The organism is Amycolatopsis sp. (assembly GCF_036008905.1).
Taxonomy (GTDB): Bacteria; Actinomycetota; Actinomycetes; order Mycobacteriales; family Pseudonocardiaceae; genus Amycolatopsis.
This window is the reverse complement of record NZ_DASYMU010000069.1, coordinates 1-17,316: the sequence shown is the minus strand read 5'-3', so window position 1 is coordinate 17,316 and position 17,316 is coordinate 1. Positions and strand designations below refer to the sequence as shown.

Genomic DNA, 17,316 nt, shown 5'->3' with positions numbered 1-17,316 from the left:
TGCGTAACAGTGTTAGAACACTGTTACGCACTCACGACCGTGGTTCAGTCCGGGGGCTCGGGGACAGGTTCTTCGCCGAGGTCGTTGCCGAGGTCGCCGTAGACGTCCTTGTTCCCACCGGACTTCTTCTTGTCGCCCTTGGCGGGCAGGTCACGGTTGAGGGCACCCGGCAGCTTGTCGGCCAGCGGCTGCTCGTCCTCTTCCTCGTCCGTGCGGGCGGAGTCGTGTTTTCTCATACTCCCGGCATACCCGCTTTCAGCTTTCTTCACCACCGACGGCCTCCGCCGCCGCCCGGACGCGCAGGTGTTCCAACGTCTCGCTCTGCTTGAGCGCCCGCTCGATCAGCCCCTCCAGGTGCGATGAGCCGAGCCGGGTGTCGACAGCGGCACGCGCGAGCAACGTCCGCCAGCCCGCTGCTTTCCCTTCCACTCCAAGGCGCATCGCTTCGAGCTCGACGAGACGGCTCAGCGGCGACCTCGTCAGCAGATGGCCGTTCAGCTTCAGCCGGGCGGCCTTCTCCACCGCCCACGCCGCCGCCACCTTGTAGCGACGGACCGGGACGTCCAGTGTGGCCATGATGGCGAGCAGGGATTCGCGGTCTTCGGTGATCTCTTCCGCGATCCGCCCCAGCGCGCCGCCCGACCACTCGTTTTCGCTACCCGCCAAGCGTTTCGCGAGGTCGGCGCCGCCGGTGGAACCGGCCAGGTGGTCGTTCAGGTAAATCCCGAGCAGGGTGTCCCGCGCTTCCATGATTCCTCCCATTTCCGGAGGAATACCCATTCGGGCGCAGCCAAACCTCAGGCGGCGCGGCGCTTCGAGGACTTCTCCGGCGGAGTGCCGTCGAGCATCCCCAGCAACAGCCCCTCGCGCGTCGACCACGGGCAGATCGCGACGCGGCCGCCGGACACGGTGAGCAGGGCCTCGGCGACGATCGCCCCGGCGAGGGCCTGGCGAGCGCGCACACGCGAAATGCCCGGCAGCTCGGCACGGCGTTTGGCGGGGAGCACGGCGAGCCGCGGGATCCAGCGCCGCAGGTCTTCGAGCAGCAGCTCGTGGCCGACGTCCGGGCCACCGCGTTGCGGGCGGGCACCGGCGAGGCGGGCCAGTTGTCCCAGCACCTTCGAGCAGCCGACCGTGCGGTGCTCGCGGATCAGCGGCGCGACGTCGCACAGCGCGGTGCGGACCTCGTCGAGCACGTGCTCGCGCAGAGCGCCGATGCGTTTGCTGGAGGCGACTTCGTTCGGCAGCCAGTCGCGGGTCATCGAGCGCGCGCCGAGGCGCAGCGAGCGGGCGAACTCGGCCTGTTCTCCTTGTCCGGCGGCGAGTTCCACCGTGCCGCCGCCGATGTCGAGGACCAGCAGCGGGCCCGCACTCGCGCCGTACCAGCGGCGCGCGGCGACGTAGGTCAGCTCGGCCTCACGGCGGCCGGACAGGAAACGCAACTCCGTGCCGGTGGCGCGGGCGACTTCGGCGACGACGTCATCGGCGTTGCACGCGTCCCGGATCGACGACGTGGCCAGCGGATACACGTCGGTGACGCCGTTCTTGGCGGCGATCTGGTTGGCGGCTTCGACGGCCGCGACGATCGCCGCGATCCCGCTCTTGCGAAGGCGACCGGAAGCGTCGAGCTCCCTGTCGAGGCGCAGCTTCGTCTGGTGGGTGAGCACCGGCTCGAGCGGCGACCCGCCGCGTTCGAGCACCACCAGCCGAGCACTGAACGAACCGACGTCCAGGACGCCGACCTTCGTATCCGCGACAACCCGTCGCACAGCACTCACCTCCCCATCGTCTTTCGAACCCCAGAAGAGATTAGGCACCGACGGTCGTTTTCAAACCGTGCCGGGCGCCATCCCCGCGTTCAGCGAACCGTGACCTAGTCACGAATGTGTAACCCGGACGGGTGGCCAAGTCGGCCCGGGACGAGAAACACAGTAACGCATGCCCTGCACAACGACGATTTCAAGACAACAGAACCTCGTGAAACGGGTGCCCGTGACGCACAGATCCGAGCTTGGCAAGCTGGCCGCGGCGGCAGGTGCCGTGATCGTCACACTGGCCGGGGTGGTCATGGTGGTGACCCTCGTCGTCGCTCCGGCCGCCCCCAGCATAGACGGTCCCGTGCTCACTCCGGGCACGCGAACGGTGACACCTGCGACGGGAGCGCCATTACTGCCGCCCGCGCGGCCCACCGGGCTCGAAATACCCTCGATCGGGCTAAGTATCGGCAGGCTGGTGGAGCTCTCGCTCACCACGAACGGCTCAATGGAGGTCCCCGGCGAGGCCCGCTCGGTGGGCTGATTCCCCGGCGAGGCGACGCCCGGCGAGGCGGGCACGCCCGCGGAACGGCCAGGCGTCCAGTCGGCGGAGCTTCGCCTGGCGACCTGCCAGGGCGACCACGACGGCGACGGCCCGACAGGCACCGTCGGTGGGTGACTCGTGAGTGGCAACAAGTGTTCTAACACTCGTAAGCACTCACGACCCACCCACCCAAGCCGAGCCATGCGGTCCTAGCCGAGCAGTTCCTTCAGTTCTCGCACGGCCGCGACGCGGCTTTCCCGGCCGGGCTGCAGCGGGTTCACCACGAGCGTGGTCACGTTGGCCTCGGCGAACGCGGCCAGCCGCTCCTTCACGTACCCGGCCGGGCCCACCAGCGAAGTCGCCTTGAGCAGCTCGAGCGGCACGGCCGCGGCGGCCTCTTCCTTCTTGCCGTCGAGGTACAGGTCCTGGATCGTCTTCGCGGCCTCTTCGTAGCCGTACCGCACGGCCAGGTCGTTGTAGAAGTTCTTGCCCCGCGCACCCATCCCGCCGATGTACAGCGCCAGCTGCGGACGCACGTAATCCAGCAGATGGTCGACGTCGTCGCCGACGGCCAGCGCGGTGCCGATGACGGTGTCGAGCTCGCCGAGTTCCGGGTCGCGCTTGGCCTTGCCCTCCGCCAGCGACGCGCCCCAGACGTCCGCGGCCTTCTCCGGGTGGAAGAAGATCGGCTCCCAGCCCTCCGCGAGCTCCGCTGTCAGCGCGACGTTCTTCGGCCCGATCGCGGCCAGCATGATCGGGATGCGCGGGCGGACCGGGTGGTTGATCAGCTTGAGCGGCTTGCCCAGACCGGTGCCCTGCTCGGCGGGTAGCGGGATCTTGTAGAACTTGCCGTCGTGGACGACCTTTTCACGGCGCCACACCTGGCGGCAGATCTCGATCAGCTCGCGCGTGCGGCCGAGCGGCGCGTCGTACTTCACGCCGTGGAATCCCTCGATGACCTGCGGACCGGACGCGCCGATGCCGAGGGTGAACCGGCCGTCGGAGACGAAGTCGAGGCCGGCGGCCGTCATCGCCGTCAGTGTCGGCGTGCGGGTGTAGATCTGGAAGATGCCGGACGCGATTTCGACGCGCTCGGTCTTCGCGGCCACGTAACCGAGTTGGCTCACCGCGTCGAACGAGTACGCCTCGGGGACGAACACGATGTCGAGCCCGACCTTCTCCAACTCGACGATGTCCGCCACGCTCTCGGCGAAACCGCCCGCATAGCTGATCTGGGTACCGATCCTCATATTCTGGCCTCTCGCAAGCGTTTCACAGTCCGTAGGTCTTGCCGATGATGTCGCGCTGCACCTCGCTGGTGCCGCCGTACACAGTGGACACCACGGTCGCGCGCAGGTGCGCTTCCATCCCGTACTCGGTGGCGTAACCGTACCCGCCCATCATCTGCATACCTTCCAACGCAACGGCTTTCGAGAGTTCCGTCGCTTTCAGCTTGGCCATCGACGCTTCGCGTGGGAAGAGTTTGCCGGGGTTCTCGTCGACGAGTTCGGCAGTGTGCCGCACGAGCAGCCGGGTCGCTTCGAGCTCGGTCGCGAGGTCGGCGAGGCGGTGCCGCAGCACCTGGAAGGTGCCGATCGGACGGCCGAACTGCTTGCGCTGCTTGACGTAGTCGAGCGTGTCGTCGAAAGCGCGTTGCGCCCGGCCGAGGCTGTTGGCGGCGAGGATGAGGCGTTCGGCGTTGAGCCCAGCCATCAGCTGGCGCCAGCCCTGGTCGACCTCGCCGAGCACCGCGCTTTCGGGGAGGAAGACGTCGGTGAAGTAGAGGTCGTTGACCTCCTTGCCGCCCATGGTGTCGATGCCGCTGATCCGCAGGCCCTCGACGGTCGTCGGCACCTGGAACATCGTCATGCCCTCGTGTTTGCCGCCCGCCGACGACGTCCGCGCGACGAGCAGGATGTTGTCGGCGATATGCGCGGCCGAGCACCAGGTCTTCTGCCCGTTGACCAGGAAACCGCCGTCGACACGCTCGGCCCTGCAGACCAGCGCGCCGACGTCGGAACCGGCTTCCGGCTCGGACATCGAGATCGCCTGCACGCGGCCACGGGTGACCCCGGCGAGCACGTCGTTCTTCTGCTCCTCGGTGCCGAACTTCTCGTATGCCGCGGCAACGATGATCGACGTCGCGAATCCCCCGATCGGGGCCAGTCCGTAGGCGGTGTTCTCCAGGAAGAGCGTGAGGTCCACCGCTCCCCCGTCGGAGCCGCCGTAGGCCGACGGCAGGTTCACGCCGAGCCAGCCGAGGTCCGCCATCTTCTGGTAGATCTCCTGGCTGTGCGCGTGTTTGCCGCCTTCGGTGAGCTCCAGGCGACGCTCACGCGTGCCGAACTCGCGGCGGCAGAAGTCCTTGACGGCGTCGGCGAACGCCTGGCGCTCGCCGGAAAGGCTCGTGCTGGTCATCCCCCGATGATGCCACCTGTTGACCTCATGTCAACAGCGGGAACATGTCGACACTTTCCCCGGGCTCAGCGTTTGGGCCAGTGCCAGGAAGGGCGGTCGAGACGGCCTTGGCCGAGCACGGTGGTCTCGCCGAACTCCTTCACCAGCGCGACCGTCGCCAGCTCCCCGGCGACCTTCTCCAGCGCCTCGATGAGCGGCGCGGAGTGCGACACGACGACGAGCTGCGTGTTCCGGGCCGCCTGCGCGATCAGCTCGGCCAGCGGCGGAAGCAGATCCGGGTGCAGGCTGGTCTCCGGCTCGTTGAGGACGAGCAGCTCCGGCGCCCGCGGCGTGAGCAGCGCGGCGATCCACAGCAGGTACCGCAGCGTCCCGTCGGACAGCTCCGCGGCGGCCAGCGGGCGCAGCAGACCATGCTGGTGGAGCCGCAGATCGAACCGGCCGTCGGCGTTGACGACGTCGATGCGCGAACCCGGGAACGCGTGGTCGACGGCTTCGTCCAGCGCGTCGGCGTACTGGCTCTCGCGGATCGTCTGCAACGCCGCCGCGACGTCACCGCCGTCGTGCCCGAGCACCGGCGTCCGCGTCCCGATCCGGCTCTCGCGGGCGGGCGCGGAGATGTCGGTGCGAAAGTGGTCGTAGAACCGCCAAGAACGGATCCGCTCGCGCACCACCAGCAGTTCCGGCGCGCGGCGCGGATCGGCGAACTCGCTGAGCATGCTGTCGGTCGGCCGGATCGTGTCCGGCTCCCCCGCCCACGCGCCCGTCTCATCACGCGTCAGGACCCTGGTGCCGTGCCTGTCGGCGAGCAGCGACGCGGGCTTGAACACCGGACCGGTCCAGACGCTTTCCCGTTTGACCTCGGGATCGAGGTTGAACTGCGTCTCGTGCGGCGTCGGAAGACCGAAGTCGACGGCGTAACCGAACTCGTCACCACCGAAGCCCAGCTGCAGGCTCACGGGTTTGGTGCGCGCGACGCCCTGCACCGGATGACGGCCTTCGCGCACCGAACGCCCGACCGTTTCCGGCCCCGCCCACAACGTCGACCGCAGGCCGCCTTCCCGCGCGAGCGCGGCTATCGCGCCGTTGCGGGAAGCGTCGGCGAGCAGCCGCAACGCCCGGTACAGGCTCGACTTCCCGGTGCCGTTCGCGCCGGTGACCACGGTCAGCCGCCCGAGCGGGAGAACCACCGAGCGCAAAGACCGGTAGTTCTCCACGGCCAACGTCGTCAGCACGCGGGCAAAACCCGTCCCCGCACCTCGCCGAAGCCGATCCGGCTGCCACCCGGGCCGGGCGCGGTGGCGCTGATGCTCACTTCGTCGCCGTCCAGCAGGAACGTGCGCTGCGTGCCGTCCGGCAGGTCGAACGGCTCACGCCCGCCCCAGCCGAGCTCGAGGAACGACCCGCGCTGGTCCCGCTCCGGCCCGCTGACCGTGCCCGACGCGTACAGGTCGCCGGTGCGCAGGCTCGCGCCGTTGACCGTCAGGTGCGCGAGCTGCTGCGCCGCCGTCCAGTACTGGGTCGCGAACGGCGGGCTGGACACGAGATGGCCGTTGAGCCGGACCTCCATCGCCAGGTCCAGGCCCCAGTTCTCGTCGTGCCGCAGGTACGGCAGCGGCTCGGGATCCTGCGGCGGCGACGCGACGCGAGCGTGTTCGAGCGCGTCGAGCGGGACGATCCACGGCGAGATCGAGGTCGCGAACGACTTGCCGAGGAACGGCCCGAGCGGCTGGTACTCCCACGCCTGGATGTCCCGCGCCGACCAGTCGTTCACCAGGCACACGCCGAAAACGTGGTCCGCGAACGCGTCCGTGCCGACTGGTTTGCCCTGCTCGGACGGAACACCGACGACGAACCCGACCTCCGCTTCGATGTCGAGACTGCGCGAAGGCCCGAAAGTCGGGACGGTTTCGTTGCGCGGCTTGCGTTGTCCGCTCGGCCGCGTCACCTCGGTGCCGGAGACGACGACCGTGCCCGCGCGGCCGTGATAGCCGATCGGCAGGTGCTTCCAGTTCGGCATCAGCTCGTCGTCGGCGCCGCGGAAGATCTGACCGGCGTTGATGGCGTGGTGCTCACTGGAGTAGAAGTCGACGTAGTCCGCGACCTCGAACGGCAGATGCAGCTGGACGCCGTCGAGCGGCACCAGATGCGAGCCGACGAGCTCGCGGTGCGCGGGATCGGTGAGCCACTCGGTGACCCACGCGCGGACCTGGCGCCACACCGGCCGCCCGGCGGCGAGCAGCGGGTTGAGCGTCCCGTCGCCGAGCAGGTTCGCGAACGCCTCACCCGCTTGCTCGGCCGCCGCGAACAGATCCAGGACGCCGTCGCCGATCGCCACCCCGACGCGTTTCGGCCCGCCGCCCCGCGAAAAGACGCCGTACGGCAGGTTGTCCAGGCCGAACCCGGTGTTTTCGGGCAGCTCCAGCCATGTCGCCACGAACTTTTTCTCCTTTAAGACAGTGATCAGACTGTCGCGACCCACGCGGTGACAACGGCTTCGAGCACGAGCAGCGGCAGGTTCCCGCTGCCGAGGACGACGTCGTGGAACGCGCGGATGTCGAACTTCTCCCCTAACGCCGCTGTCGCTTCGGCCCGGATGCGCTCGATTTCGAGGCGCCCCACCATGTACGACAACGCCTGGCCCGGGTTCGCGGCGTACCGGTCGATCTCCGCCTCGATCTCCAGCGCCGCCATCGGGGTGTTGTCCCGCAGGAAATCGATCGCCTGCTGACGGCTCCAGCCCAGCGCGTGCAACCCGGTGTCGACGACGAGCCGACCGGCGCGCATCGAATCCTGCGTCAGCATGCCGAACTTGGCGACGTCGCCGGAGTACAGCCCCATCTCGTCGGCGAGGCGCTCGGCGTAGAGACCCCAGCCCTCGATGTAGGAGTTGATGTCGGCGATCCGGCGCAGCAACGGGAGTTCGGTCAGCCCGAGCGCGGTGCTGAGCTGGAAATGGTGTCCCGGAACGGCTTCGTGGAACGCGATCGCCTCACCGGCGTGCCGGGGCCGCTTGTGCGCGTCGAAAGTGTTGGCGAAGTAGATACCCGGGCGCGAACCGTCGAGCGCGGGCTCGAAGTAGTACGCGATCGTGCCGCCTTCGGCCTCCGACTCCGGGACGGCGCGCACCTCGCACTTCTGCTCCGGAATCGTGCTGAACCATTGCGGGGAAACGGCTTCCGCGCGGGCGATCGTCTCACGCGCGGACTCCAGCATCTCGTCGCCGTCACGCCACCGCAGTGCCGGGTCGGTGCGCAGCCGCTCGAAGATCTCCGCGAGATCCTTGGTCCCGAACACCCGCGCGCCGAGTTCGCGGTACTCATCGGCGAGCTTCGCGATGAGGTCGAGCCCGGTGTCGTGCAGGTCCTGGGCGGTGCGTTCGGTGGTGGTGTGCACGCGGATCAGCGCGGCGTACTTTTCGTCACCGCCGGGAAGCCAGGACAGGCCGGGCTTGTCCTCGGGCAGGCCGTGCGGTTTGAGCTCAGTGGCGAGGAAGTCGCGGTAACGCCGGTACGCCGGGCGCACGACTTCGGCGAGCAGCCTGTCCCGCTCCTGCTCGAAGCCTTCGACCTCGGCTGTCGACGCGATACGCAACGGATCACCGTCGGGATCGGAGAGATACCGGTCCACGTAAGCGATTCCGCCGTCGATGAGGAACTTCGGCGGAATCAGGCCGTCGGCGAGTCCGCGGCGATGCCGCGCGCTCAGATCGTCCAAAAAGGACGGTATGGCGGCCAGCCTGACGAGAAAGCCCTTGGCTTTCTCCTCGTCGTTCAACGAGATGACCGGCAGCCCCACCAGCAGTTGCAGGGCGGGAGACGACAATCCATCGCTGACGACGAATTCGAGCGTCCGTGCGTCGATCGCGTCCACCGCGGCCTTGGCCTGCTGGATCACGACGTCGGCCGTTACCGCTTCCTGCGGAGACAGCGTGCCCGCACGCAGGGTTTCGGCCCGCTCGACGAAGTCCAGCAGTTCCGCGCGACGCGCCTGCTCAGCATCGACACTCAAGTCCGGCAACCGATCGTGGTCGCCCGGGAGACCCATGAGCGAAGCGCGCCACGGCTGCGCCTTGAAGTACGCCTCGATGTATTCGTCCGCCAGTGCGTTGATCTCGCTCATTTGCCTGCCACCCATTCCGCCACGACCGAGTCGAGCACCGACAACGGCAACGCGCCGCCGCCCAGCACGAGATCGTGGAACTCCTTGATATCGAAGCGGGAGCCCAGCGCCTTCTCCGCGGTTTCGCGGATGCGCAGGATCTCCAGCCTGCCGACCATGTACGACAACGCCTGCCCGGGATACGCGATGTACCTGTCGATCTCCGCCTCGATCTCGACCTTCGCCATCGGCGTGTTCTCCTCGAGGAAGTCCACCGCCTTCTGGCGACTCCAGCCCAGCGAATGCAGCCCCGTGTCGACCACGAGCCGACCGGCGCGCATCGAATCCAGCGTCAGCATGCCGAGCAGCGCGACGTCACCGGAGTAGAGACCCATCTCCAGGGCGAGGCGCTCGGAGTAGAGCCCCCAGCCCTCGATGTAGGCGTTGAAGTCGCCGATCCGGCGCAGCAGCGGCAGATCGTCGAGGCCGAGCGCGGTGCTGATCTGGAAGTGGTGCCCGGGAATGGCTTCGTGGAACGCCGTCGCCTCGGCCACATGCTTCTGGCGCTCGGTGACTTCGTGGGTGTTCGCGAAGTAGATGCCGGGGCGGGAGCCGTCGGACGAGGGCTGCATGTAGTACGCGGGCGGCGCCGCGGGCGCCGCGTCCGCCGGGACGGCCTCGACCTTCCACTCCTGCGGCGGGATCCGGCCGAACCACGCGGGCGCGGCCTCGTCGGCCCGGGTGATGGCGGCGCGGGCGCTGTCCAGCAACTCCTCCGCGCTTTCCCAGCGCAGCGCCGGGTCCGTGCGGAGGCGGGCGAAGATCTCCGCGAGGTCTTCGGTGCCGAACACGCGCGAGCCGATCTCGCGGTACTCCGTGGCGAGCCGCTCGATGACCTCGAGCCCGGTGGCGTGCAGGCTTTCCGGCGTCCGGTCGGTGGTCGTGTGCTTGCGCGCGAGCAAGGTGTAGATCTCCTTGCCCTCGGGCAGCCAGCAGACGCCGGGCTTCTCCTCGGGCCGGCCGTGCGGCGCGATCTCGGCGATCAGCGCGTCGCGGTACGCCGCGAATCCCGGGTGCACGACGTCACGCAGGACCTCGGCGCGACGCTGTTCGAAGTCTTCGTCCGGCGCGGGCTGGCGCAGCAACGGGTCCGATTCGGGGTCGGCCAGGTAGCGGTCGATCTGCGCGATGGCGCCTTGGACGAGCGGGGCCACGGGCAGCAAGCCCACCGCGACGCCGTCGCGCAGTCGCTGCAGCGACTGCTGCAGGAACGCCGGGATGACCGCGAGCCGCTCCAGCTGCGCGGCGCCCTCTTCGGCGTTGGTCACCGGGACCATCGGCAACGAGCTGAGTAGCCCGGCGGCCGGGGAGGCGAACAGGCCGCTGATGTTGAACCCGGCCCAGCGGGAGTCGATCTCGTCGAGGGCGCCCTGTGCCTGGTTGATCAGGACCTCGCGCGTCACCCTGTCCGGCGCGCTCAGCCCGGCCGGGTCCAGCTCGCGGGCGCGCTGGATGAACCGGGTCAGGTTCGCGCGGTAGCCCTGTTCGGCTTCGGCGCTGAGATCAGCCAGCCCGGTCCTCGGCGAAGGGATGCCCAGCAGCACCGGCCAGAGCGGCTCGGCGTCGAACATCGCTTCGACGAACTCGTCGGCAAGGGTGGCCACTTCGGTCATCGTTCATCCCCAGGGGTCGGCGACTGCGGTGATTCCAACACTAGTTGGAGACACCACCTCGGCGCCGGGGAATCACGGCGGCCTTCGGCGCGGGCGCGGAGGGGAGCAGGTAGCGTTCGCGGGGTGGCCGTGACCGATCCCGTGGATGCCCGACTGCTCGCCGCGCTGGCCGAGCTGGGTAAGACGGCCGTCCACGAATTGGCCGCGAAGGTCGGGATGGACCCGCGCGAGGTGGCGTACCGGCTGGTCGCGCTGTCGGGCAGTGGGTTGCCGCTGCTCGTGGGCGTGGAAAGCGACCCGAACGGCCTGCGTGCCGCGCTCGGCGCGCCTTGGCCGGGCTACCAGCAACAGCCACCGCCTCGACCTCCACAGCAGGCGACGCCTTCTGGCACGTACAACGTGCAGGGCACGCCGTCGGGCCGCTACGCCCCGCCCCCACCGCCTGTCTCTCGTCCGCCCGCTCCCCCGCAGCAACAGCAGCAGTACGCGCCGCCTCCGCCACCGGACCCGGTGATGAGCACCTGGGGTCCGCCGCAGACGGCGTCCTGGGCCCGCGGCGACGAGAAATCACCCGGCCAACCTGCGGGCAAGCGCGGCCGGACCGGGGACGCGATGGAGACCCTGGGCTTGGAAGGCGAACAACTGACCGTCGGACTCCTCGAAGTCCAGGACCCGGCGGACTTCCTGTTCAGCGCCGCCGGCTACCGCCTCGACGAGGGCGAACGCGCCGTCGTCGTGCACACCGAGATCACCAACCGCGGTGGCATCCCGTTCGTTTCGCTGCCGGACAACTACCTCGAGCTGATCGCCGAGGACGGCACCGCCATCGGCAAAGCGCCCGTGTCGCTCACCTCGCGGCCGCCGCACAAGATCGGCGTCCAGCCGGGGGAAACCCTGGGCGGTCACACCGTCTACGTGCTGCCCGACGCGACCAAGGTCGTCTCCGTGCGATGGAGCCCGCGCCCCGAACCGGACGACCGCACCCTCACCTGGTCCATCGAGGACTAACCGCCCCACTCCTCCTGCGAACTGGCCGTGAAGGCCACATTGAGGGACTCAGAGTCCCTCAATGTGGCCTTCACGGACCGTCAGGTGAGGTGGGTGAGGAGGGCGCGCAGGGTGGTGGCGGAGGTGTGGAGGGTGCCACCGGCGGGGTCTTTGGAATCGCGCACCAGGACTGAGGACTTTGTGAAAGCCAGCTCGACGCAGTTCTCCGTAGTGCCGCTGTAGCTGCTCTTAATCCAGATCAGCCGCTCGGGGGTGATCTTCATATGGCACTCCTGTGTCCAGTCGTCTTGCCTGTTCGCCAAGGTACCGGAGCGATTCGGCCGGATCGAGCGCGTGGTTGAGCAGCTCCCTGGTGACCTGCTCGTACTGCGCGATCTCGGCCGTTTCCTCCAGAAAAAGACTTGAGGTGAGGTTCGCCAGAAACACCACTGGGGTGCCTTCTGGGCGCCGGATCACCAAGAATCCGCCATCGATCCCGGGATGGCCTCGGTCCGCATTCAGCACGATCCGGATGGCGATATTCGGTCGTTGAGCCATTTCGACCAGATGCTCTAGTTGGCGGCGCAGCACATCGCGGCCGCCGATCACTCGGCGCAGTGCGAGTTCGTCGATGATCGCCAGCAGGCCCGGCGGCTGTCTCCGCAACAGCACTGAATGCCGTTGGAGACGGGTGATCATCCGGTTTTCGACATCCTGGTCGTCGACAATGCCCGACTCGACCATGATCGCGCGGGTGTACTCGCCGGTCTGCAGCAGACCCGGCACGACGATCGGTTCGAAGCTGGTGATGGCGAGGGCGCGGGATTCCAGGGACATCAGGGTTTCCTGGCGTTCGGCGAAAGTCAGCGTGTTGCGTTGCCACCAGCCGCGTTGTTCGGCCTCGTGGGCGAGGTCGAGTAGCTTCCGGCGTCGTGGGCCCGTCACCTGGTAGACCGCCAGCAACGCCGCCACATCGTCGATCGCGACGGCGTTCTTCCCGTTTTCCAACCGGCTGATCTTGCTCGCCGAGGCGTCGATCCGGGCACCGGCCGTGCGGACGCTCAGGTTGGCTTCCTCGCGAAGCACGCGTAGCGCTTCGCCCAACTCTTGCGCGCGGACGGTCGGGTCCGAATCGATGGCCATCGGCACATCATTGCTCACGGAGAGTGAGCGGGAAGCAGTACACGCGAGAGTCCGCCCGAAGGCGGTAACTGTTGCGGTTACCGCAACAAACTCAGTTCTCCGAGCGAAGGATCTTCAGCGCCTTCGCGAGGTCGTCCGGGAACTCGGTTTCGAACTGGACCCACCGGCCGTCGGACGGGTGGTGGAAGCCGAGCGTCCGCGCGTGCAGCCATTGGCGGGTGAGGCCGAGCCGCTTCGCGAGCGTCGGGTCCGCGCCGTAGGTCAGGTCGCCGACGCACGGGTGGCGCATCGCCGAGAAGTGCACGCGGATCTGGTGCGTCCGGCCGGTCTCCAGCTTGATCTCCGCCAGCGACGCACCGGGGAAGGCCTCGACGACCTCGTAGTGCGTGATGCTCGGCCGTCCGCCTTCGACGACGGCGTAGCGGTAGTCCTGGCGCGGGTGCCGGTCGATCGGGGCGTCGATGGTGCCGCGTGTCGGGTCCGGGTGGCCCTGGACGAGCGCGGTGTAGCCCTTGTCGACGGTGCGTTCCTTGAACGCGCGCTTCAGCATCGTGTACGCGTGCTCGCTCTTGGCGACGACCATGACCCCGGTCGTCCCGGCGTCCAAGCGGTGCACGACGCCCTGGCGCTCGGCGGAGCCGGACGTCGAGATGCGCAGCCCCGCGGCCGCGAGGCCACCGACGACGGTCGGGCCCGTCCAGCCGGGGCTCGGGTGCACGGCGACACCGACCGGCTTCGAGACGACCACGATGTCGTCGTCCTGGAACACGATCGTCATCCCGGGCACCGGCTCGACGATGACCTCGTTGTGGTTGACCGGCTCGGGCAGCGTCACTTCGAGGATCCCGCCGGCCAGCAGCCGGTCGGACTTGCCCGCGGGCTTGCCGTCGATCAGGACGTCACCGGCCGCGGCGAGCTCGGCCACGGTGGTCCTGGAGAGGCCGAGCAGCTTGGCGAGCCCGGCGTCGACACGCATGCCCTCCAGGCCGTCGGGGACGGGCAACATTCGGGCACTCACTGGTTTTCCTCGGCCTTCACTGTGGTTTTTCCGGGACTCTTCGAGTCCTTTGTGGATCGGCCGTCGTACTCCTTGCCCAGCAGGGAGAGCAGCACGATCAGCACCCCGCCGACACAGATGCACGAGTCGGCGACATTGAAGATCGGCCACGCCTCGCCGTTCGGCGCGAACACCGAGACGAAGTCGACGACGTGACCCTGGAACGGCGACGGCGCCCGGAAGATCCGGTCGACCAGGTTGCCGAACGCCCCGGCCAGGACAAGCCCGAGGCCGATGGCCCAGCCGACCGAGCGCAGGCGCCCCGCCAGCCAGATGATGGCGATGACCACGGCGGCGGCGATGATCGCGAGGATCCAGGTCATCCCGGTCGCGATGGAGAACGCGGCGCCGCCGTTGCGGACGAGCTGGAAGTAGACGAGCCCGCCGAGCACCGGGATCGGCTCGTGGCGCTCGAGCGTGGAGACCACGATGATCTTCGTGACCAGGTCCGCGGCGAAGGCCAGCACGGCGACCAGGAACACCAGGCCGATACGCCGTTTGGGCAGTGCCGGCTCGGCGACCGGCCCGGGTTCGGCGACCTCGGCCGCCACGGGAGCGGTCTCTGGCCGCGATTCGGGATCGGTACTCACCCCTCCATTGTCCACTGGCCCTGCTCAGGCCGTGTCGGCGGAGGGCGGCCGGTGCGTCAGGAGGGTCGCGATCGCGCCCGCGAGCATCACCGCGGCGGGGACGAGCAGCGCCGCCAGGCCGGTCGTGAACACGATCACGGCCAGTAAGAAGGCCAGCGTGACCGACGCCAGCAGCACGCTGCGCTCGAACCACGCCAGCGCGAGCAGCCCCAGCCCGGGGAGCAGCGCTTCGGCCGTCTGCGGCACCAGCGCCACGAGCCAGGCGTACACGGCGAGCGGGCCGAACATCACCGCGATGATGATCGCAGCACCCCGGCCGGGTCCGAGCCGGAAGTACGCCCACGCGGCGCCACCCGCCCCGAGCAGCGCGAACAGGCCCATCACCGTGCCGAGCAGCTCACGCCCGTCGCCGTGGGACATCATCCCGTCGGCGACGATCCCGGCGATCGGAATCGCGATTAGCCCGCAAAAGGCGATCGCGGCCAGCCGCCGCCACGGCCTGGGCTTCTCGGCGCGCACGGCGTACCAGGCCACGGTCGCGACGAAGATCGCCGCGACCAGATAGGGCCAGTAATCCGCGCGCGTCCCGAGAACGTGAAAATCACCGGTGGCCACTTGCGTCACGGAAACCGCGTGAATCGGGACCCCGCCCGAAACCGACGAGCTCACCCAGGCGAACGGGCTCTCGTTGCCCGGTGGCACGAGCGCGAGCGCGATCAGCACGAATCCCAGCAACGCCAACGGAAACCAGAACTTCTTCCCCATACGGGAAAAGCCTAGCGAAGTTGCTTTCAGCGCAGGAAGGCAGGCAGCTCACGCGGGTCGTCGATCGGCGCCCAGCGGCCGTCCTTCTTGGCGTAGGTCCAGCGTGCGCCCCTGGCGACGATCTGACGCAGCGCGAGCAGCAGCCGGTCGACGTGCTCCTCGGTGGTCCCGAGCCCGAGGCTGACCCGGACAGCTTGCTGCGCCTGGGATCCGGTCTCCTTGATGAGCCGCCTGGTCGCGATATGCGCGCAGAACGCGCCGTCGCGCACGCCGATTCCGTACTCGGCCGAAAGGACCGCGGCGAGCCAGCCGGGCTCGAACCCGTCCAGCACGAAACTGATCGTGCCGACGCGTTCGACAGCGGCGTCGAACAGCCGCAGTTCGGCGAGTCCCGGCACGGCCGCAAGCCCGCGCTGGAGGCGTTCGAGCAAAACGACTTCGTGCTCGGCGACCTGGTCCCACCGGGCGGAAAGCTGCTCGCAGGCGACACCGAGGGCATACACGCCAACGGTGTTGGGCGAACCGGCCTCGTGCCGCTCCGGCCCGGAGTTCCACACGACGCCGAGCTGATCACCTTCACCGGTGACGACCTTGGTCGCGCCACCGCCGGTCAGGTACGGCTGCGCCGCGCGCAACCAGTCCGCACGCCCGATCAGCGCGCCCGCACCAAAAGGCGCGTACAGCTTGTGCCCGGAGATCGCCACGTAGTCGACGTCCAGTTCCCGCAGCGAAATCCGGCGGTGCGGCGCGAGCTGCGCGCCGTCGAGCGCGATGCGGGCGCCGTAACGACGGGCGACGGCGGCGATTTCCTTGACGGGCAACAGTTCTCCGGTGACGTTGGACGCGCCGGTGATGACGACGAGCCGCGGTCCTTCCGGGCAGGCGGCGAGCGCACCGTCCACAGCGGACACCGCTTCGAGGCGCGTGCGCGGCGTCGGCACGCGGTGGACGTTGCGGCCCTTCCACGGCAGCAGCGCGGCGTGGTGCTCGGTGTCGAACACGACGACGGAAGTGTTGCGGGGCAAGGCCCGCGCCAGCAGATTGAAGGAATCGGTGGTGTTGCGGGTGAACACCACGGTGTCGCCGGAACGCGCGTCGACGAAGCGGCGCAGCACGTCGCGAGTGCGCTCGTAGAGCTTGGTCGACACCTGCGAAGCGAAGCCCGCGCCGCGGTGAACACTGGCGTACCAGGGAAGGAACTCGTCGACGGCGTCACGCACGGCGTCGAGACAGGGGGCGCTGGCGGCGTGGTCGAGGTTCGCGTAGCCGACCTGCTCGCCGGTCACCAGCGGTACCCGCAGACGCGACCCGACAACAGTCGGAAAGTCTTGCGGCGCAAGGGTTTCAGTGGCAGAAATGCGTTCGAGTGCGAGAGTCATGATGTCTCCTCGGCGGTCCTGGGGACCCCATGAGGGATCCGCGCTTGCCCACCACCCCGTTTGGGGATGGGCCAGGTCCTCACCCGGGGCACCCCACCGCGGAAGGAGGGTTGCCGGCCAGCAAGCCGGGGCTTGATGCTGGCACTCGTGACCTGCCGGAGACGTTAGCCGAGGATTTCCCGCCGCGCGAGCCCCTTCCCACGAACTGAGACCCCGCTCACTGCCCACGCGAAGTGGCATGAACGGACCTTTCATCTCGAAAACCGAGATGAAAGGTCCGTTCATGCCACTTTTGGGAGGGGTCAGCCCTCGTAGCGGAAGCGGCCGGGGAGCTTGGTGAAGCGGCCGTCGCGCACCCGGGTCGCGGTGCCTTTGTACTGCTCGGCGCCTTCGGTGAACAGCCAGCCGCCGATCGTCTTGCCATCGACGCTCTCGCCGAAAGCGTCCGCGAAATCACTCGAAAGCTGCGCGTACGAAACGCCATTCCAGTTGCCCGAAGCCCTCGGGGAATCGCTCCGCGCGGAGGCCGTCGCCGCGGGGAGGGTCCACAGAGTGAAGTGCACGTGCGCGCCGGTCGTGCTGCCGCCGCACGGCAGGGCGTTGCCGACCGAACCGAGCACCGTGCCGGTCTCGACCTGCTGACCGTCGGTGACCGCGATGCCCTCCATGTGGTAGTACCCGGTGCGCAGGCCACCTTCGTGGTCGATGGTCACCCAGTCGCCGCCGGCGCAGTGCTGCAGGTGCACCGTGCCGGCCAGCGGCGCCCGCACGGTCTTGTCGGCCGGGCTGAGGTCGAGGGCGTTCTTCACGCCGGTGCTGCCGTCGTCGGAGTGGATGCCGGCGGAATACACCTGCTGGCCCGCTTTGAACGGCAGCGCCAGCGCCGGGAAGGGGGCCACCTCGGCGGC

16 protein-coding genes, 1 pseudogene and 1 riboswitch are annotated in these 17,316 nt (G+C 68.7%); of the genes and pseudogenes, 2 read left to right on the top strand and 15 right to left on the bottom strand.

Annotated features, from left to right (window positions below; all coding sequences use genetic code 11):
• Positions 1-44: 44 nt before the first annotated feature.
• From VGP60_RS13420 to VGP60_RS13410, 3 genes are read right to left on the bottom strand one after another with little or no spacing between them, the layout of a single operon-like run.
• Positions 45-236 (bottom strand): hypothetical protein, encoded by a 192-nt coding sequence (locus VGP60_RS13420; protein WP_327548296.1) that lies wholly within the window; start codon positions 234-236, stop codon positions 45-47.
• Positions 237-255: 19 nt separating this feature from the next.
• Positions 256-750 carry a hypothetical protein gene (locus VGP60_RS13415; protein ID WP_327548295.1) on the bottom strand — a complete coding sequence of 165 codons (495 nt, stop codon included), beginning with the start codon at positions 748-750 and terminating at the stop codon, positions 256-258.
• Positions 751-797: 47 nt separating this feature from the next.
• Positions 798-1,769: an exopolyphosphatase gene (locus tag VGP60_RS13410; protein ID WP_327548294.1), complete on the bottom strand. Its 972-nt coding sequence runs from the start codon at positions 1,767-1,769 to the stop codon at positions 798-800.
• A 223-nt stretch (positions 1,770-1,992) separates the two neighbouring features.
• Between VGP60_RS13410 and VGP60_RS13405 the strand changes: the two genes are divergently transcribed.
• Positions 1,993-2,298 (top strand): hypothetical protein, encoded by a 306-nt coding sequence (locus VGP60_RS13405; protein WP_327548293.1) that lies wholly within the window; start codon positions 1,993-1,995, stop codon positions 2,296-2,298.
• A 209-nt stretch (positions 2,299-2,507) separates the two neighbouring features.
• On the opposite strand, the gene VGP60_RS13400 is transcribed toward VGP60_RS13405, so the two are convergent.
• The 5 genes and pseudogenes from VGP60_RS13400 to VGP60_RS13380 all read right to left on the bottom strand — a co-directional run bounded on the left by VGP60_RS13400 (position 2,508) and on the right by VGP60_RS13380 (position 10,487).
• Entirely contained in the window at positions 2,508-3,548 is a 1,041-nt protein-coding gene (locus tag VGP60_RS13400; protein ID WP_327548292.1) for an LLM class F420-dependent oxidoreductase, read from the bottom strand.
• Positions 3,549-3,570: 22 nt separating this feature from the next.
• The gene (locus tag VGP60_RS13395; protein WP_327548291.1) at positions 3,571-4,716 is read right to left on the bottom strand and encodes an acyl-CoA dehydrogenase family protein; all 1,146 of its coding nucleotides are present in this window, start codon (positions 4,714-4,716) and stop codon (positions 3,571-3,573) included.
• A gap of 65 nt (positions 4,717-4,781) precedes the next feature.
• Positions 4,782-5,948, bottom strand: coding sequence for an AAA family ATPase (locus tag VGP60_RS13390; protein ID WP_327548290.1), 1,167 nt, complete (start codon positions 5,946-5,948; stop codon positions 4,782-4,784).
• On the bottom strand, positions 5,942-7,150 hold the full coding sequence (gene fahA, locus VGP60_RS13385; RefSeq protein ID WP_327548289.1) for a fumarylacetoacetase: 1,209 nt from the start codon (positions 7,148-7,150) through the stop codon (positions 5,942-5,944). Before fahA ends, VGP60_RS13390 begins: the two co-directional genes overlap by 7 nt.
• A 26-nt stretch (positions 7,151-7,176) precedes the next feature.
• A pseudogene (locus tag VGP60_RS13380) lies at positions 7,177-10,487 on the bottom strand (DUF885 domain-containing protein).
• A 123-nt stretch (positions 10,488-10,610) separates the two neighbouring features.
• Here VGP60_RS13380 and VGP60_RS13375 point away from each other — a divergent pair.
• Positions 10,611-11,495: an AsnC family transcriptional regulator gene (locus VGP60_RS13375; protein WP_327548288.1), complete on the top strand. Its 885-nt coding sequence runs from the start codon at positions 10,611-10,613 to the stop codon at positions 11,493-11,495.
• A gap of 80 nt (positions 11,496-11,575) precedes the next feature.
• Here the strand turns inward: VGP60_RS13375 and VGP60_RS13370 are convergent, their stop codons facing one another.
• The 7 genes from VGP60_RS13370 to VGP60_RS13340 all read right to left on the bottom strand — a co-directional run.
• Positions 11,576-11,758, bottom strand: coding sequence for a DUF397 domain-containing protein (locus VGP60_RS13370; RefSeq protein ID WP_327548287.1), 183 nt, complete (start codon positions 11,756-11,758; stop codon positions 11,576-11,578).
• Positions 11,724-12,617 carry a helix-turn-helix transcriptional regulator gene (locus VGP60_RS13365; protein ID WP_327548299.1) on the bottom strand — a complete coding sequence of 298 codons (894 nt, stop codon included), beginning with the start codon at positions 12,615-12,617 and terminating at the stop codon, positions 11,724-11,726. The genes VGP60_RS13370 and VGP60_RS13365 overlap by 35 nt, the downstream gene beginning before the upstream one ends.
• Before the next feature lie 91 nt (positions 12,618-12,708).
• Positions 12,709-13,635, bottom strand: a complete 927-nt coding sequence (locus tag VGP60_RS13360) for an RluA family pseudouridine synthase (protein WP_327548286.1) — start codon at positions 13,633-13,635, stop codon at positions 12,709-12,711.
• Positions 13,632-14,264 (bottom strand): signal peptidase II, encoded by a 633-nt coding sequence (gene lspA / locus VGP60_RS13355; RefSeq protein WP_414640342.1) that lies wholly within the window; start codon positions 14,262-14,264, stop codon positions 13,632-13,634. Before lspA ends, VGP60_RS13360 begins: the two co-directional genes overlap by 4 nt.
• Positions 14,265-14,288: 24 nt before the next feature.
• A complete protein-coding gene (locus VGP60_RS13350) occupies positions 14,289-15,029 on the bottom strand; it encodes a hypothetical protein (protein WP_327548285.1) in 741 nt (246 codons plus the stop codon).
• A gap of 26 nt (positions 15,030-15,055) precedes the next feature.
• Positions 15,056-16,408, bottom strand: coding sequence for an aminotransferase class V-fold PLP-dependent enzyme (locus VGP60_RS13345; protein WP_327548284.1), 1,353 nt, complete (start codon positions 16,406-16,408; stop codon positions 15,056-15,058).
• Between the two features lie 35 nt (positions 16,409-16,443).
• Positions 16,444-16,561, bottom strand: a riboswitch (SAM riboswitch).
• 149 nt (positions 16,562-16,710) lie between these two features.
• On the bottom strand, positions 16,711-17,316 hold a 606-nt coding region (locus VGP60_RS13340), incomplete at its 5' end, for a M23 family metallopeptidase (protein ID WP_414640341.1).

Bases quoted from the DNA above. Each gene is read 5' to 3' on its own strand.
- VGP60_RS13420 (WP_327548296.1), bottom strand. From the start codon at position 236: ATGAGAAAACACGACTCCGCCCGCACGGACGAGGAAGAGGACGAGCAG.
- VGP60_RS13415 (WP_327548295.1), bottom strand. From the start codon at position 750: ATGGAAGCGCGGGACACCCTGCTCGGGATTTACCTGAACGACCACCTG.
- VGP60_RS13400 (WP_327548292.1), bottom strand. From the start codon at position 3,548: ATGAGGATCGGTACCCAGATCAGCTATGCGGGCGGTTTCGCCGAGAGC.
- VGP60_RS13395 (WP_327548291.1), bottom strand. From the start codon at position 4,716: ATGACCAGCACGAGCCTTTCCGGCGAGCGCCAGGCGTTCGCCGACGCC.
- VGP60_RS13370 (WP_327548287.1), bottom strand. From the start codon at position 11,758: ATGAAGATCACCCCCGAGCGGCTGATCTGGATTAAGAGCAGCTACAGC.
- VGP60_RS13365 (WP_327548299.1), bottom strand. From the start codon at position 12,617: ATGGCCATCGATTCGGACCCGACCGTCCGCGCGCAAGAGTTGGGCGAA.
- VGP60_RS13350 (WP_327548285.1), bottom strand. From the start codon at position 15,029: ATGGGGAAGAAGTTCTGGTTTCCGTTGGCGTTGCTGGGATTCGTGCTG.
- VGP60_RS13345 (WP_327548284.1), bottom strand. From the start codon at position 16,408: ATGACTCTCGCACTCGAACGCATTTCTGCCACTGAAACCCTTGCGCCG.